Source organism: Waterburya agarophytonicola KI4, assembly GCF_020640915.1.
GTDB classification, from domain to species: Bacteria; Cyanobacteriota; Cyanobacteriia; order Cyanobacteriales; family Xenococcaceae; genus Waterburya; species Waterburya agarophytonicola.
Genome location: NZ_JADWDC010000057.1, coordinates 1 through 14,548, shown reverse-complemented (window position 1 = coordinate 14,548; position 14,548 = coordinate 1). Strand labels below are relative to the sequence as shown.

The 14,548-nt window shown below is 41.6% G+C and carries 27 protein-coding genes; all 27 read right to left on the bottom strand.

The window, feature by feature from the left end:
• Positions 1-5 precede the first annotated feature (5 nt).
• On the bottom strand, positions 6-356 hold the full coding sequence (rplQ, locus tag I4641_RS18090) for a 50S ribosomal protein L17 (protein WP_229641984.1): 351 nt from the start codon (positions 354-356) through the stop codon (positions 6-8).
• A gap of 23 nt (positions 357-379) precedes the next feature.
• Positions 380-1,366, bottom strand: coding sequence for a DNA-directed RNA polymerase subunit alpha (locus I4641_RS18085; protein ID WP_229641983.1), 987 nt, complete (start codon positions 1,364-1,366; stop codon positions 380-382).
• Positions 1,367-1,462: 96 nt separating this feature from the next.
• Complete coding sequence (gene rpsK, locus I4641_RS18080) at positions 1,463-1,855, bottom strand: 30S ribosomal protein S11 (protein WP_019508910.1); 393 nt, start codon at positions 1,853-1,855, stop codon at positions 1,463-1,465.
• A gap of 49 nt (positions 1,856-1,904) precedes the next feature.
• Positions 1,905-2,288, bottom strand: coding sequence for a 30S ribosomal protein S13 (rpsM, locus tag I4641_RS18075; protein WP_229641982.1), 384 nt, complete (start codon positions 2,286-2,288; stop codon positions 1,905-1,907).
• 85 nt (positions 2,289-2,373) lie between these two features.
• Positions 2,374-2,490, bottom strand: a complete 117-nt coding sequence (rpmJ, locus tag I4641_RS18070; RefSeq protein ID WP_229641981.1) for a 50S ribosomal protein L36 — start codon at positions 2,488-2,490, stop codon at positions 2,374-2,376.
• Positions 2,491-2,580: 90 nt separating this feature from the next.
• Complete coding sequence (infA, locus tag I4641_RS18065; RefSeq protein WP_019508908.1) at positions 2,581-2,805, bottom strand: translation initiation factor IF-1; 225 nt, start codon at positions 2,803-2,805, stop codon at positions 2,581-2,583.
• A gap of 172 nt (positions 2,806-2,977) precedes the next feature.
• Entirely contained in the window at positions 2,978-3,538 is a 561-nt protein-coding gene (locus I4641_RS18060; protein WP_229641980.1) for an adenylate kinase, read from the bottom strand.
• 92 nt (positions 3,539-3,630) lie between these two features.
• The gene (gene secY, locus I4641_RS18055) at positions 3,631-4,959 is read right to left on the bottom strand and encodes a preprotein translocase subunit SecY (protein ID WP_229641979.1); all 1,329 of its coding nucleotides are present in this window, start codon (positions 4,957-4,959) and stop codon (positions 3,631-3,633) included.
• Between the two features lie 114 nt (positions 4,960-5,073).
• Positions 5,074-5,520, bottom strand: a complete 447-nt coding sequence (rplO, locus tag I4641_RS18050) for a 50S ribosomal protein L15 (protein WP_229641978.1) — start codon at positions 5,518-5,520, stop codon at positions 5,074-5,076.
• A 21-nt stretch (positions 5,521-5,541) separates the two neighbouring features.
• The gene (rpsE, locus tag I4641_RS18045) at positions 5,542-6,075 is read right to left on the bottom strand and encodes a 30S ribosomal protein S5 (RefSeq protein ID WP_229641977.1); all 534 of its coding nucleotides are present in this window, start codon (positions 6,073-6,075) and stop codon (positions 5,542-5,544) included.
• A 29-nt stretch (positions 6,076-6,104) separates the two neighbouring features.
• Positions 6,105-6,458 carry a 50S ribosomal protein L18 gene (rplR, locus tag I4641_RS18040; RefSeq protein ID WP_229641976.1) on the bottom strand — a complete coding sequence of 118 codons (354 nt, stop codon included), beginning with the start codon at positions 6,456-6,458 and terminating at the stop codon, positions 6,105-6,107.
• A 5-nt stretch (positions 6,459-6,463) separates the two neighbouring features.
• Positions 6,464-7,003 (bottom strand): 50S ribosomal protein L6, encoded by a 540-nt coding sequence (rplF, locus tag I4641_RS18035; protein ID WP_229641975.1) that lies wholly within the window; start codon positions 7,001-7,003, stop codon positions 6,464-6,466.
• Positions 7,004-7,023: 20 nt separating this feature from the next.
• The gene (gene rpsH, locus I4641_RS18030) at positions 7,024-7,425 is read right to left on the bottom strand and encodes a 30S ribosomal protein S8 (protein ID WP_229641974.1); all 402 of its coding nucleotides are present in this window, start codon (positions 7,423-7,425) and stop codon (positions 7,024-7,026) included.
• 35 nt (positions 7,426-7,460) lie between these two features.
• Positions 7,461-8,006: a 50S ribosomal protein L5 gene (gene rplE, locus I4641_RS18025; protein WP_229641973.1), complete on the bottom strand. Its 546-nt coding sequence runs from the start codon at positions 8,004-8,006 to the stop codon at positions 7,461-7,463.
• Between the two features lie 73 nt (positions 8,007-8,079).
• The gene (gene rplX / locus I4641_RS18020; RefSeq protein ID WP_369426833.1) at positions 8,080-8,427 is read right to left on the bottom strand and encodes a 50S ribosomal protein L24; all 348 of its coding nucleotides are present in this window, start codon (positions 8,425-8,427) and stop codon (positions 8,080-8,082) included.
• Positions 8,428-8,796, bottom strand: a complete 369-nt coding sequence (gene rplN / locus I4641_RS18015; RefSeq protein WP_229641972.1) for a 50S ribosomal protein L14 — start codon at positions 8,794-8,796, stop codon at positions 8,428-8,430.
• A 36-nt stretch (positions 8,797-8,832) separates the two neighbouring features.
• The gene (gene rpsQ / locus I4641_RS18010; RefSeq protein WP_229641971.1) at positions 8,833-9,081 is read right to left on the bottom strand and encodes a 30S ribosomal protein S17; all 249 of its coding nucleotides are present in this window, start codon (positions 9,079-9,081) and stop codon (positions 8,833-8,835) included.
• Positions 9,082-9,084: 3 nt separating this feature from the next.
• Complete coding sequence (gene rpmC / locus I4641_RS18005; RefSeq protein ID WP_229641970.1) at positions 9,085-9,300, bottom strand: 50S ribosomal protein L29; 216 nt, start codon at positions 9,298-9,300, stop codon at positions 9,085-9,087.
• Positions 9,301-9,304: 4 nt separating this feature from the next.
• A complete protein-coding gene (rplP, locus tag I4641_RS18000; RefSeq protein WP_229641969.1) occupies positions 9,305-9,724 on the bottom strand; it encodes a 50S ribosomal protein L16 in 420 nt (139 codons plus the stop codon).
• A 36-nt stretch (positions 9,725-9,760) separates the two neighbouring features.
• Positions 9,761-10,474, bottom strand: coding sequence for a 30S ribosomal protein S3 (rpsC, locus tag I4641_RS17995; RefSeq protein WP_229641968.1), 714 nt, complete (start codon positions 10,472-10,474; stop codon positions 9,761-9,763).
• A 42-nt stretch (positions 10,475-10,516) separates the two neighbouring features.
• Positions 10,517-10,876: a 50S ribosomal protein L22 gene (gene rplV / locus I4641_RS17990; RefSeq protein ID WP_229641967.1), complete on the bottom strand. Its 360-nt coding sequence runs from the start codon at positions 10,874-10,876 to the stop codon at positions 10,517-10,519.
• Between the two features lie 15 nt (positions 10,877-10,891).
• Positions 10,892-11,170 carry a 30S ribosomal protein S19 gene (gene rpsS / locus I4641_RS17985; protein WP_229641966.1) on the bottom strand — a complete coding sequence of 93 codons (279 nt, stop codon included), beginning with the start codon at positions 11,168-11,170 and terminating at the stop codon, positions 10,892-10,894.
• Between the two features lie 21 nt (positions 11,171-11,191).
• A complete protein-coding gene (gene rplB / locus I4641_RS17980) occupies positions 11,192-12,019 on the bottom strand; it encodes a 50S ribosomal protein L2 (RefSeq protein WP_229641965.1) in 828 nt (275 codons plus the stop codon).
• 36 nt (positions 12,020-12,055) lie between these two features.
• Entirely contained in the window at positions 12,056-12,367 is a 312-nt protein-coding gene (locus I4641_RS17975; RefSeq protein WP_369426834.1) for a 50S ribosomal protein L23, read from the bottom strand.
• On the bottom strand, positions 12,363-12,998 hold the full coding sequence (rplD, locus tag I4641_RS17970; RefSeq protein WP_229641963.1) for a 50S ribosomal protein L4: 636 nt from the start codon (positions 12,996-12,998) through the stop codon (positions 12,363-12,365). The genes I4641_RS17975 and rplD overlap by 5 nt, the downstream gene beginning before the upstream one ends.
• Before the next feature lie 53 nt (positions 12,999-13,051).
• Complete coding sequence (rplC, locus tag I4641_RS17965) at positions 13,052-13,693, bottom strand: 50S ribosomal protein L3 (protein ID WP_229641962.1); 642 nt, start codon at positions 13,691-13,693, stop codon at positions 13,052-13,054.
• Between the two features lie 566 nt (positions 13,694-14,259).
• The gene (locus tag I4641_RS17960) at positions 14,260-14,508 is read right to left on the bottom strand and encodes a hypothetical protein (RefSeq protein ID WP_229641961.1); all 249 of its coding nucleotides are present in this window, start codon (positions 14,506-14,508) and stop codon (positions 14,260-14,262) included.
• Positions 14,509-14,548 lie beyond the last annotated feature (40 nt).

The window sequence follows — 14,548 nt, the reverse complement described above, 5'->3', positions numbered from 1 at the left end:
CCAGATTAGACTAGCTCAATAATTGCCATCTCAGCGTTGTCACCACGACGACGTTTGGTTCTAACGATACGAGTATAGCCACCGTTACGATTTCCATAGCGATCGCTTACTGCTTTGAACAATTCGCTAACTAATTCTTTATCGTAGATATATCCAAGAGCTTGTCTTCTGGCAGCTAGAGATCCATCTTTAGCAAGAGTAATTATCCTATCTACTTCGCTCCGCACTGCTTTAGCACGAATTAGAGTGGTTTTAATTTGACCATGACGGATTATTTCAGTTGCTAACGAACGCATTAGAGCTTTCCTTTGATCGGCTGGCAATCCCAGCCTTGCTACTTTACATCGATGTCGCATGATTGTATTTTTACTTTTTGTGTTTACTTACCTGATTTTTCTTGGGGTAATGTTATTTCCAAACGTTGTTGTAAAGCTTCAATTACCTCGTCAGCAGATTTCTGACCAAAGTTTTTGATTTCCAACAAGTCTTCTTGAGTATAATCAAGCAGATCTGAGACTGAGTTTATTTGAGCGCGTTTCAAGCAATTGTAAGCTCTAACAGACAATTGTAATTCTTCAATAGGAATTTGGCTTGTTGGGTCTTCATCTTCTTGATAGTCTGGCTCAATTTCCTCAAGAGTTAAATCTTTGAGAGGACTAAACAAATCGACTACTATTCCCGCTGCTTGAGACAAGGCTTCTTCTGGCTTGACGCTACCGTTAGTCCAGATTTCCATGATCAAGCGCTCGCGGATACCAGAACCATCAACCCGAGCGTCTTCGACACTATAGTTTACTTTGGTAACAGGCATAAATACGGCATCAATTTGAAGGAAATCCAAAGAACTACCTTCTTCTTTGCCTCTTTCTACCGCACGATAACCTTTGCCTTTCTCTACTCGAAATTCCATTTCCAAGCTTGTCCCTTCGGCAATCGTGGCTACATACTGGTTAGAATCCACTGTCTCGACCCCTTCAGGTAGGGTAAACTGGGCTGCGGTAACAGTTCCCGGACCAGTAGCTACCAAACGACCTATTTCGGGCTGGTTACTGTAACTTTTGAGGACAATCTCCTTCATGTTGAGGATAATTTCTAAAACGTCCTCTCTAACCCCCTCAATGGTGGCAAATTCATGGGTAGCAAACCCAAAACGATGTTCTTGCTTATTTTCATCTTTTGCCATTCCTCCACCAATACGAATAGCAGTTACAGCAGCCCCTTCTAAGTTTGACAATAAAACTCTTCTAAGGGCGTTGCCTAAAGTTGTTCCTTGACCTCTATCTAAGGGTTCGAGAACAAACTTGCTATATTGATGCTGGTTTTTTAAGGTTTTAGATTCTACACACTCAATTTGAAATTGTGCCACAGGCTGATTTCTCTCCTACTTCGACAAGCGATCTGGTAAATCGAGATAAAATAACGGCTCTATCCAGTCGCAACTATAATAATTGCGTTTCTACGGTTATACTCTACGTCTTTTCGGCGGACGACAGCCGTTGTGGGGAATAGGTGTAACGTCACGAATGAGAGTGATTTCTAATCCTGCACCTTGCAAGGCTCTAATCGCTGTTTCGCGACCAGCACCAGGACCACTAACCATTACTTCTATTTGACGCATTCCCTGGTCCATTGCTCGTCTTCCCGCACTATCGGCTGCTGTTTGGGCTGCAAAAGGAGTTCCTTTTTTTGCTCCTTTGAAACCGCTAGCTCCAGCCGAAGACCATGAAATCACATCTCCTCTAGTATCAGAGATGGTAACAATAGTGTTGTTAAAGGTTGACTGAATATGAGCCACACCATTAGGAACATTTTTCTTATTTTTCTTTGCGCCGCTTCTTCTTTTTGGTTGCGCCATTTTAATTGCTTTATGATGTACTTAACTTTGGATATAGTTTTAAAACTAATTACTTCTTACCAGGAGCTTTTTTCTTACCAGCTACAGTTAGTCTTCTACCCCTTCTAGTACGAGCATTAGTTCGAGTTCTTTGACCGCGCAGAGGTAATCCCATGCGATGACGACGACCGCGATAAGTACCAATGTCAGCCAAACGTTTGATATTCATTGCTTCCCAACGTCTCAAGTCACCTTCGACTTGATAGTTATCTTCAATATAGGCTCTGAGTTTAGTAACATCCTCATCGGATAAATCTCGAACTCTAGTATCTGGATTTACTCCAGTTTGGGCGATCGCCTTTTGCGCTCGAGATAAACCTACACCAAAGATGTATGTTAGTGCAATTTCTACACGCTTATCACGAGGAAGATCTACGCCAGAAATCCGTGCCACGTTTTTACTCCCTTTTTACTGTTAGTTTTTTGTTGTAGCCAAATTTAGTTTGACTATTTAAAAATAATGATCAAATGGTAGACAATTATCCTTGGCGTTGTTTATGCTTAGGGTTACTGCTACAAATCACCATTACCCGTCCGCGTCTTTTGATGACACGGCATTTTTCACACATTCTTTTGACTGATGGTCTAACTTTCATGCCTCATCCTGGCCATACTGCAAGCCTATTATTATATCTATAAATCAGTTTCTACGTCAAACTGGGTCAGATCGCCTTCAAATAAAGACTTTACTTGTTTTTGAGACGATAGGTTATTCTACCTTTGGTCAAGTCATAAGGTGTTAATTCCACCTTTACTCTATCTCCTGGCAGAATTTTAATGTAATTCCGTCTAATTTTTCCTGATATATGAGCTAATACGTTAAAGCCGTTATCTAGGTCGACGCGAAACATCGCATTAGGAAGAGACTCTGTTACCGTCCCTTCCATTTCAATTAAGTCTTGTTTAGCCAATATTTATTTTCTCCCCTATTTCGTGATGAATAGTTAACGGCAACTCGTACTATTCATCGTTTAACCAGTCAATTGCCGACAAAGCATTTTCAATCTTACCTTTTTTTGATATACTTAACCGACCATGCTCAGATTATTCAATCCTCATCAGCCGATTAAGCGATCCTTACTCTTAGATTGGAATAATAGCCTCACTTAAAGATTTACCTACTTCTTCCATAGATTGATCGCCATCAATAGTTTTCAGCGTTTTCTTGTTTTGATAGAAATCGATCACTGGTACTGTGTCTTGATGATAGACCTCCAAACGACGGCGAATAGTTTCTTCATTATCGTCTTTCCGTTTTCTAGCCAATAATCTTTCTACCAATACTTCGTCTGGAACTTCGAGGTTTAATACACAGTCAGCACTTTGATTAAGGTTGGCAAGTAATTCTTCTAAAAAAGTAGCCTGATTAACGTTTCGAGGAAAACCATCTAATATCCAACCATTAACAACGTCTTCATAAGATAAACGATCTTGAATTAAGTCTAATATCAAAGCATCGGGAACTAATTCCCCTCTACTCATATAATCTTTTGCCTGCTTGCCCAATGGTGTTTGCTGAGATACAGCAGCCCTCAAAATGTCTCCAGTAGAGATATGGGGGATCTGATGATTTTCTGACAGCACCTGTGCCTGAGTTCCTTTGCCCGCACCAGGAGGACCAAGAAATATTAATCGCTTCGCCATGTCAACTTATTAAAATTTAGTTTTGAAGTAGCAAGCCCAATTCAATTATCACTAATTAAAAATGGGTTTGCTAGGTTGGTCAAATGCTTGGTCTATTGTTTGACCATTCCTTCGTAACGTTGAGATATTACGTAGGTTTGAATTTGTTTTGCCGTGTCAATTGCCACACCAACCAAGATTAGTAATGAAGTTGCCCCAAAACCACTAAATACGGTAGTACCTGCGGGTATAGCACTTTCAACTAAGGTAGGAATAGTGGCAACCAATCCCAAAAAGATTGCTCCCAAAAGAGTTAAGCGATTGAGAACTTTTTCGAGATAAGCACTCGTTGCTTTTCCTGGTCTAATACCAGGAATAGATGCCCCCATCTTCTTTAGATTTTGGGACATATCTACGGGATTAACGATCAAAGAAGCATAAAAGTAGCTAAAAAATAAAATCAATACCAAATAAACTGCTACATAAGCCCAGTTTCCTGGTTGAATTGCAGCTGCAATTTGAGTGAATACGTTTTTAACTGCTCCCTGACCAGGTATAAAACCAATCAATTGCGCGGGTAGAAACAATACAGAAGAAGCGAAAATAATTGGCATCACTCCGCCTTGATTTAACCTCAAAGGAAGATAGTTGCTTCTTTCGCGATATACTCTTCTACCTACCTGACGACGGGCGGAAATAATGGGAATACGGCGAGTACCTTCTTGAATGAAAACGATTCCCACAATCATAGTCAAGAAGACTATGAGAAGGACTATCACTTGTGCGATGGCTTCTCGACCACCACTTTGAGCAAACTCAACGGTGTTACCTAAAGTTTTGGGTAATACAGCAACAATATTGACAAAGATCAATAAAGAAGCTCCATTCCCAATGCCTTTTTCGGTAATCAATTCAGAAATCCACATCACAAACATCGAACCAGCGGTTAAAGCTAATACAGTTTCGCCAATGGGAAAAATACTTCGTTCGATAATGCCGTTATTAACCAAAAGTCCCAAAGTAATACCGAAGCTTTGAATAATCGCCCCACCCAAAGCTACATAACGAGTAATTTGGGATATCTTACGTCTTCCCGCCTCGCCTTCATTTTTTTGTAAGTTTTCTAGACTAGGGATTGCAGTCGCCAACAACTGCATAATGATAGAAGCATTAATAAAGGGCAAAATACCCAAGGCAAAAATACCTAAAGCAGAAATACCGCCACCAGTAAAGATATCTAAAAATCCCACAATGGAGGCGTTTCCTGAGTTGCCAATAAAATCGCCAAAGACTTCACGGTCAATTCCTGGTACGGGTATAAACACACCCAACCTAACTAATATCAGAAGACCAATAGTCACAAGCAGTCTGCCACGAAGACCTGCTGCTTGAGCCATTTGTAAAAAAGTCTCCTGTGCTGATGGAGTTTTTTCTCTAACCATGCAGGGTTACCTCTTATATATTTGGTATTTAATAAGCTGTATGCGAAAAAATCTTATATAAACTTAATCTTATACCTTCGTTACTTATGATATACCAATCCTGTTGCTTCCTTGTTAAGCAATAACTTCGCAACTACCACCAGCTGTCTCAATTTTTTGGATCGCACTCTTAGTAAAAGCTGCTGCTTTAACGTTTAGAGCTACGGTTAGTTCGCCGTTACCCAATATTTTTAAAGGACCATCATTAGTAGTAACAATACCGTTGTCGATTAAGGAAGCCAGAGTCACCTCTGTATTGGCATTTAAAGAACTCAGCGACTCGACATTTACAGTAGTGTAATGCTTTTGATTAATTAGAGTGAAATGCTTTAGTTTAGGAACTCGGCGATAAAGAGGCATTTGACCACCTTCAAAACCAGCTTTTGTTCCTGTACCAGAACGAGATTTTTGACCCCGCATACCAAAACCACAACTAGCTCCTTGACCTGCTGCAATACCGCGACCGACTCTACGTTTGCGTCTTTTTGAACCCTCTTTCGGGCTAAGATTTTCTAATTTCATTGTTGTTTAATATTCAATGATCTAAGCGTACAGTTGTTCTAGAGGAATATCTCTTTCTCGTGCTACTTCAGCAAAGGTACGTAAACTTTCTAAAGCATCAATTGCGGCTCTGGCATTGTTTAAGGGACTGTTAGAACCTAGCTGTTTGGCTAAAATGTTTTTAACTCCAGCAAGTTCGAGTACAGTACGTACTGCACCACCTGCGATTACCCCTGTACCAGGAGCAGCAGGGCGCATAAATACTTTAGCACCGCCAGCAACTCCATTGGCTATATGGACAATAGAACTAGCTTTGGTTAGGGAGACTTCTACTAGTTGTTTTTTAGCATCCGCAACCCCTTTACGAACAGCGCCGATTACATCAGCCGCTTTACCTACACCAACGCCTACTTGTCCTTTTTCGTTACCTACGACCACAATCGCGCGGAAACTGAGTTTTTTACCACCCTTAACTACTTTGCTGACTCGGCGAATTTGCACTACTCGCTCTTGCCAAGCTGAGTCTTTATCTTTAGCGCGACCTTTTTTGCGCGACTTGTTAGATTTATTAGCCATAGTATAGTTATTACTGTTTATATTTTGCTCTAAAAGTCTAAGCCAGCTTCGCGGGCTGCATCTGCCAAAGCTTTTACTCGACCATGATAAAGATTACCACCGCGATCAAATACTACTTTGCCTATTCCTTTTTCTTTAGCTCTTTGAGCTATTAATTTGCCTACTTCAGCTGAAACATCACAAGTCGCTCCCGAAGTATTTTTTTCGACGTTAAAATCTGATGCTGCAGCTAAAGTATGCTGTGCTACATCATCAATAACTTGAGCATAAATATGATTGTTGGAGCGGAAAACACACAAACGAGGGCGTTCGGGAGTACCGCTGACTTTTTTGCGTACCCGTCGATGACGGCGTTTTACTGATTCTTTGCGTGAAAGCTTCATTATTTCTACTTACCTGTCTTACCAGCCTTGCGTCTTACCTGTTCGTCAAAGTAGCGTATTCCTTTTCCTTTATAGGGTTCTGGAGGTCTGACTGCTCTAATTCTGGCAGCTACGTTACCTACTATTTCTTTGTTGATGCCACTGATGATGACTTCTGTGTTTCTGTTTTCTACGGTTACATCAATACCGTCAGGCATTTCTATCTCAACAGGCTTACTATAACCAACGTTAAGAGTTAATTTTTTACCTTGGGCTTGCGCTCTGTAACCAACTCCTTGAATGGAGAGACGTTTTTGAAATCCTTTAGATACCCCGTCTACCATGTTGGCTACCAAAGTACGGCAAAGACCGTGACGTTGACGACCAATACGAGAGTCATCAGTAGGAGTTACCAGAATAGTCCCACCTTCTTGCTTGACTTCAATTGGTTGGGGAATTTCTCTCTCAAGAGTTCCTTTTGGTCCTTTAACGGTAATATGCTGTCCTGAGATTTGTGCGGTCACTTTGTCAGGAATCGGAATGGGCAATTTGCCAATACGAGACATTTTTAAGTCCTCCTGTTTGATTACCAGACGTAACAGAGGATCTCACCACCAACACCTTGGCTGCGAGCTTCTCTATCTGTCATTACTCCACGAGAAGTGGAAACGATCGCAATACCAATACCACCAAGGACGCGAGGAATATCTTTTTTACGAGAGTAAACTCGTAATCCTGGCTTACTAACTCTTTTAAGAGTGCTGATAATTGGCTGACGATTTCTACCCTTGTACTTAAGAGAAATAACAATGAATTTTTGAGGAATTTCCCCAGTTTCTTCAAAGCCTTCAATAAAACCTTCACTTTGCAGTACTTTGGCGATCGCCTTTGTCATGCGAGTTGAGGGTACTTGGGTAGTTTGATGCTTGACCATACAGGCATTACGGATGCGGGTCAGCATATCTGAAATAGTATCGGTTGCTGCCATTATTTCCTATTTTTTATTGTTAGATACTAAGGATGTTAATTGTCGCGAAAAGGCATTCCCATTTCTTTGAGTAAGGCTCGTCCTTCTTCGTCATTAGCTGCGGAAGTAACGATGGAAATATCCATCCCTCGAATTTGATCGATGCTATCGTAGTCAATTTCGGGGAACATTAACTGCTCGCGCACGCCCAGACTATAGTTACCGCGACCGTCAAAACTTTTGGGGCTAATTCCACGGAAGTCACGAATACGGGGTAATGCTAGAGCGATTAGTCTTTCTAGAAAAGCGTACATTTTTTCACCGCGAAGTGTAACCATCACACCGACGGGCATTCCTTCACGGATTTTAAAAGATGCGATCGCTTTTTTGGCTCTCGTGACTACGGGTTTTTGTCCTGTAATGACGGTAAGCTCCCTAATCGAAGATTCTAAAGCTTTAGCATTCTGAGATGCTTCGCCTAAACCTCGGTTGATCACGATTTTGACTACGCTAGGAACTTCATGTACGTTACTAAAGCTAAACTGTTCGGTTAGCTTAGGTACGATATCTTCTTGATATCTAGTTTTTAGTGGTTTTGGCATGATGATTATTTTTCCTGGGCTTGGTCAGGAGTCTATAAATTTTAAATTATCAACGCGCTCAAAAAAATCGAAATTAGTCAATAACTTCGCCAGTTTTCTTGAGCATTCGAACTTTGCGACCGTCTTCGCTGAAGGTATAACCAACGCGACTGACAGTTTTTTCTTTAGCAGAGTAGTGCATTACGTTGGAACTATGAATAGGAGCTTCAAAAGTCACAATCTGACCCGATTCTCCCTCTTGTTGAGGTTTAACATGCTTAGTCCGAACATTAACCCCTTCTACAATCACTTGACTGGTTTTGGGATTTACTGTAGTTATTTCGCCTATTTTGCCTTTATCTCGTCCAGAGATTACCTGAATAGTATCTCCTTTCTTAACATGCATTTTGTAGCGAGTTGGTGCTTTATTTACTTTTGCCATTTAGATTACCTCTGGAGCTAAAGAAACAATTTTAGTGAAGTTTCTCTCTCTTAATTCTCTTGCCACAGGACCAAAGACACGAGTACCTCTGGGGCTTCCTTGTTCGTTGATAATTACCGCAGCATTATCATCAAAACGAATACTCATTCCACTAGGGCGACTTACTGATTGCTTAGTACGAACGATCACTGCCTTAACTACTTCGGATTTTTTTACACCCATGTTAGGTAAAGCGTCTTTGACTACCGCCACTACGACATCGCCGATAAAGGCATAGGGACAGTTCCCTTTGCCTATTACACGCAAACACATCAGCTTGCGCGCGCCACTGTTGTCAGCGACATTTAGATAGGTCTGTTGTTGAATCATGTTTACTCTCGATCGGGGAAATTTAGTTGATAGGAGTTAGGAATTTTTGGATTCAATAATTTCCTCGACCGTCCAGCGTTTAGTTTTGCTGAGGGGACGAGTTTCTTTGATCCGTACGCGATCGCCAATCTTACATTTGTTTTCAGCGTCGTGTACCTTGTATTTCTTGGTTCTGACGACAATTTTGCCGTATTTAGGATGAGGAGATCGGTTTTCGATCGCTACAACAATGGTTTTATCCATTTTGTCGCTAACTACGTCTCCTACTCTTTCTTTGACTGCCATATTCTATTCTCCTTTTTCAGCAGCGATTTCGCGCTCGCGTTCTACGGTTAATAGCTGCGATAAACGATGTTTGGTGTGTTTAAACAGATGAGGTTTTTCTAAACGACGAGTAGCTTGTTCTAGTCTTAGCTGAAACAATTCTCGCTTAACCGCTAGAATTTCTTCTGCTAGTTCTTCATCGCTTAGTTTTCTGGCATCTTCTACTTTTGGTAAAGCCATAATCTTATTTGTAATCCTCATCGCGAGTGACAAACTTGGTTTTGATTGGTAGCTTTTGGGCTGCTAAACGCATTGCTTCTTTGGCTATATTTTCAGGAACACCAGCCATTTCAAACATAATCCTGCCTGGCTTAACCACTGCTACCCAAAACTCGGGAGAACCTTTACCCGAACCCATTCTAGTTTCAGCGGGACGCATAGTTACGGGTTTATCGGGGAAAATCCGAATCCAGATTTTACCACCCCTTTTGACATAGCGAGTCATTGCTCGACGAGCAGCCTCGATCTGACGGGCAGTAATCCAAGAAGGTTCGGTAGCTTGGAGGGCAAAATCGCCGAAATTCAAGGTACTACCACGATAGGCCATTCCTCTCATACGACCGCGATGTTGCTTGCGAAATTTCGTTCTTCTGGGACTAAGCATAGTCTTAGTATTTTGCTAAATAAGTCTTGTTAATAGTTATTCTGAGCGATCGTCAAATTTCTGACGACGGCGTTGACGGCGAGGAGCTTGGCTGGGCGCGGCTGCTTCCTCTTGTCCTGGAATAATTTCGCCTTTGAACACCCATACTTTAACTCCGAGAATCCCGTAAATAGTCAAAGCGGTACGATAAGAGTAATCAATATCTGCTCTAAGGGTGTGTAGAGGAACTCGACCTTCTCTGACCCATTCGGTACGAGCAATTTCTGCTCCGTTTAAGCGTCCGCTAACCTGAATTTTGATACCCAAAACTTCGGCACGTTGCGCTCTTTGCACTGCTTGACGGACAACTCGACGAAAAGAAACTCTTCGTTCTAGCTGTTGACAGATATATTCGGCAATTAACGCTGCATCGGCATCCACACGAGGTACTTCGATTACGTTAATGCGAATTTGACGAGCGTTACCTACCTTCGCCTGTAGTTCGTTGCGTAGCTTTTCAATTCCTGAACCACCTCGACCAACTACAACACCAGGTCTAGCAGTATGTATCGCTAAATCGATTTGATCTGCTTTGCGTTCAATTTTGACTTGAGAAATACCTGCATTACTCAACTCTTTGTTGACATATTCGCGAATCTTGCGATCTTCTTGCAACAATTCTGGGTAACGTTTAGGGTCTGCGTACCAACAAGATTGGTGTTCTTTGGTGACTCCTAAACGAAAACCCGTTGGGTGTATCTTTTGTCCCACAAATGTTTCCTCGTAATAGTAATTAATTAAGTAATCAAGTTTTTAATCGGTTACTTCGGGTGCGACAGCCACAGTAATGTGACAGGTTGGCTTACGGATTTGGTAAGCACGACCTTGCGCTCTAGGACGATAACGTTTGAGAACAGGGCCACCATTAGCAAAGGCTTGGCTGACTACCAAAGTTGCAGGGTCTAAACCGTTGTTATGTTCTGCGTTAGCCACAGCAGATCTCAATGCTTTAAGAATGGGATCGCAAGCTTTGTAAGGCATGAATTCGAGAATAATTAGTGCTTCTCGATATTGACGACCGCGAATTTGGTCTAATACCCGTCTGACCTTAAAAGGAGACATCCGAATATATTTTGCGATCGCCTTGACTTCGTTATTAGTATCTATAGCCATAGTGATATCTGGTATCTAGCGTCTCCCTTTTTTGTCGCTTTTAGCATGACCCCTAAAAGTACGGGTAGGAGCGAATTCTCCTAGTTTGTGTCCGACCATTTGATCGCTGATAAACACGGGAATGTGTTGACGACCGTTGTGGACGGCGATGGTATGTCCGACCATCAAAGGCAGAATGGTTGAGGATCTAGACCAAGTTTTGATTACTTCTTTTTTATTACCTGCATTTAGCTTTTCAATTTTCTTGAGTAGGCTATCGGCGATAAAAGGCCCTTTTTTTAAAGAACGACTCATATTTTTTAGTTCAACAATGAATTAACGACGGCGACGAACAATCAGCTTGTTGCTGGGTTTGTTTTTCTTACGAGTTTTCTTACCCAATGCTGGTTTACCCCAAGGGGATACAGGACCGCTTCTACCAATAGGAGCGCGTCCTTCACCACCACCATGAGGGTGATCGCAAGGGTTCATCGCACTACCACGAACTTCTGGTCTTCTACCTTTGTGGCGCATTTTACCCGCCTTCCCTAATTTCAGGTTGCGGTATTCTACGTTGCCAACTTGTCCGATAGTGGCGTAGCATTCTTTGCGTATCATGCGTACTTCCTTAGAAGGAAGACCAATGGTTACGTAGTCACCTTCTTTTGCCATCACCTTAGCAGCAGCACCAGCAGCACGAACGATCTGTCCGCCTTTACCTGCAACCAATTCAACGTTGTGAATTGTTTCACCCAGGGGCATTTTGCTTAGGGGTAAAGCATTTCCTACTTCAATAGGAGCATCTTCGCTGGCAATAATTGGAGTACCAACTTTCATGCCAACAGCAGCTAGAATATAGCGTTTTTCACCATCTTCATATTGCACTAAGGCAATACGAGCGTTACGGTTGGGATCGTACTCGATCGCAATTACTTCTGCTTGAATATTGCGCTTATCACGACGGAAATCGATGATGCGGTAGAGACGTTTATGTCCGCCACCACGACGACGACTGGTAATGACACCACGGTTGTTGCGACCTTTTTTGCGGTGTTTGTATTTGGTTAAAGATTTTTCGGGCTTACTTTTAGTAATTTCCGAAAAATCGGGAACTACTGCTTGGCGAGTCCCTGGAGTGTATGGTCTAAATGAACGAGTACCCATAATTTGCTTTAACTAGCTTTTTCGAGTTCTATATGCTTATACGTCTGGGAACAAGCCGATGCTATCCCCTTCTTTTAAGGTTACGATCGCTCTTTTGTATTGAGCCTTGTAACCAAGAAATCTACCTACACGACGTTTTTTGCGGGGTAGAGTCAAGGTGTTGACTTTGACAACAGTTACATCAAACAGGCTTTCAATTGCTGCTCTGATGTCTGGCTTAGTAGCTTTGGGCAATACATCAAATACGTATTTGCCGAGTTCCATTTGCATTGTGCCTTTCTCAGTAATGATCGGCTTGAGAATTAAGTCTGCTAAATCTCTTTCTTGGTATCTAGTGGTATTTTTAATCGTCACCGTAAACCTCCTGAATCTGTTCTAGAGCATCTTTACTCACGATTAGCTTATTAGCGTGAAGGATATCAACCACGTTAAGGTTAGTCGCCTTAATCATTTTGACTTTGGCAATATTGCGAGTGGACAAGTTTACGTTGTCGGAAACCTCCTTGAGGATCAACAACACTTTCTCATCTGTACCTACATCCCAACGTCCTAAAGCTGCAATGAAGTCTTTGGTTTTGGGTCGATCAAATTCAGCGTCGAAATTCTCAATCACAATCATGTCTTCGACACGAGCAGAAAAAGCCGTTCTCAATGCTAAACGTCTTTCTTTGCGATTCATTTTAGTACTGTAGTCTCTAGGCTTGGGCCCAAAGATAACACCACCACCACGCCATAGGGGAGAACGGATAGAACCTGCACGAGCGCGACCTGTTCCTTTTTGTCTCCAGGGTTTGCGTCCACCACCACGAACTTCGGCGCGAGTTTTAGTAGAAGCTGTACCTTGACGAGCGTTATTTAATTGACGGACTAATGCTCTGTGAACGATATGTTCCGCATTTTCTGATTTGGCGACTTTTAGTTCTAGGGTTGCTTCTCCAGCATCTTCCCCCTGCCAATTTTTGACTACACAATTAACCATAGTTATTTGTTTGTTATCTATCTGTTTGTTTTTGAATAACCGACAAGTTGCGATTACTGTCCAACAATATTGCTGGGAGAAATACTGAGCAACGATCCAGGCTTGCCTGGAACTGCACCCTTGATGAGCAACAGGTTCTGTTCTGCATCAACTCGGACAACTTTTAACTTACGAGTAGTTACCTGCTTACCGCCGTAACGTCCAGCCATTTTCTTACCAGGATAAGTACGACCAGGAGTTGTACCAGCACCAGTAGAACCAGGTGCGCGGTGACTTTTAGAACCGTGACTCATTAAACCACGACTAAAGTTATGACGTTTGTGATAACCAGCAAAACCGCGACCCATTGTTTTACCACTGATATCAACAGTAGTTTCAACATTGAAAATTTCAGAAATGTCTAGGGTCTTACCCAATTCATAACTTGCTGTATCATCAAGACGATACTCTTTCAGGTGGCGCAAAGGACTAGCGCCTGCTTTTCCTAAATGACCGAGTTCGGGTTTGGATAAAGCTTTCTCTTTGACTTCACCATAGCCAATTTGAATTGAGCTATAGCCGTCTGTTTCTTTTGTCTTAATCTGAGTTACGACACAAGGCCCAGCTTGAACCACAGTAACGGGAATTGCATTTCCTGTTTCTTTGTCAAAAACTTGGGTCATGCCTATTTTAGTGCCAAGAATACCGACAGACACGAGTTTTAGCCTCTCTATAAATTGCAACACAACTAGGTTATCCACCGCCGACGACTGCTAGTCAGTACGGTGTAATTTTGCCTGACAAAAAAAATAATCATCTCGACTGGTAATCACCATGAAGCAGTTTTACGCCTAGACACAAACTAACCTCTGGTTAAACCGCTATAAACAAGATGCACAGCAGCAAATATATAATTTTTTCTAAGATTTATAGATTCAGTGTTAACCGTTTCTAATTAAAAGTTACCTTTGACCCTCAAAGACTTAAAGAAATAAATTCCTTAGTTTCCTACAAGGAGGTAGCAAATCCTATAAATTTCTCACTTACCCCATAACAAGTTTGTTTTTATCTCTTGTAAAAACTCCCTTATTTAGCTTTCAGACTTTAAATCCATTAACTAAGGGGGTTGATTAGATTGTTATATCTATAGATCTATAAGGTGAGATTTGCCAGTTTTAACCACAATCACTAATGATACAGCAATGTCGCTGTTTCTGACAAGGATATTTTTTACAGTTTGGAGAATTTTTTGCAGCGGTAAAGGTTAAGTAAAGCGATCGCATCATCGATTTTCTGGTATCTTCTCTTCTGAAGGAAAATCTACTTCTTGATAAACTTCCTCAATTTTGCCCTCAAACTTGACGCTAGATAGAGCAAAATTAACTTTATCTGGTTCGTAAAATTGCAGTAGCCACAGATTATCATCGGTGCGGCGAAAGCATTCAATTCTGGCTTTTTTGTATTGATTAAAACATACTCTTGAAGAGTGGGTATAGATAGATTGATAGTCGGCAAATTTTTGGGGTGACAAGCATCTGAAAAACCCTTAAGAAATGAGATTTACATTCGAG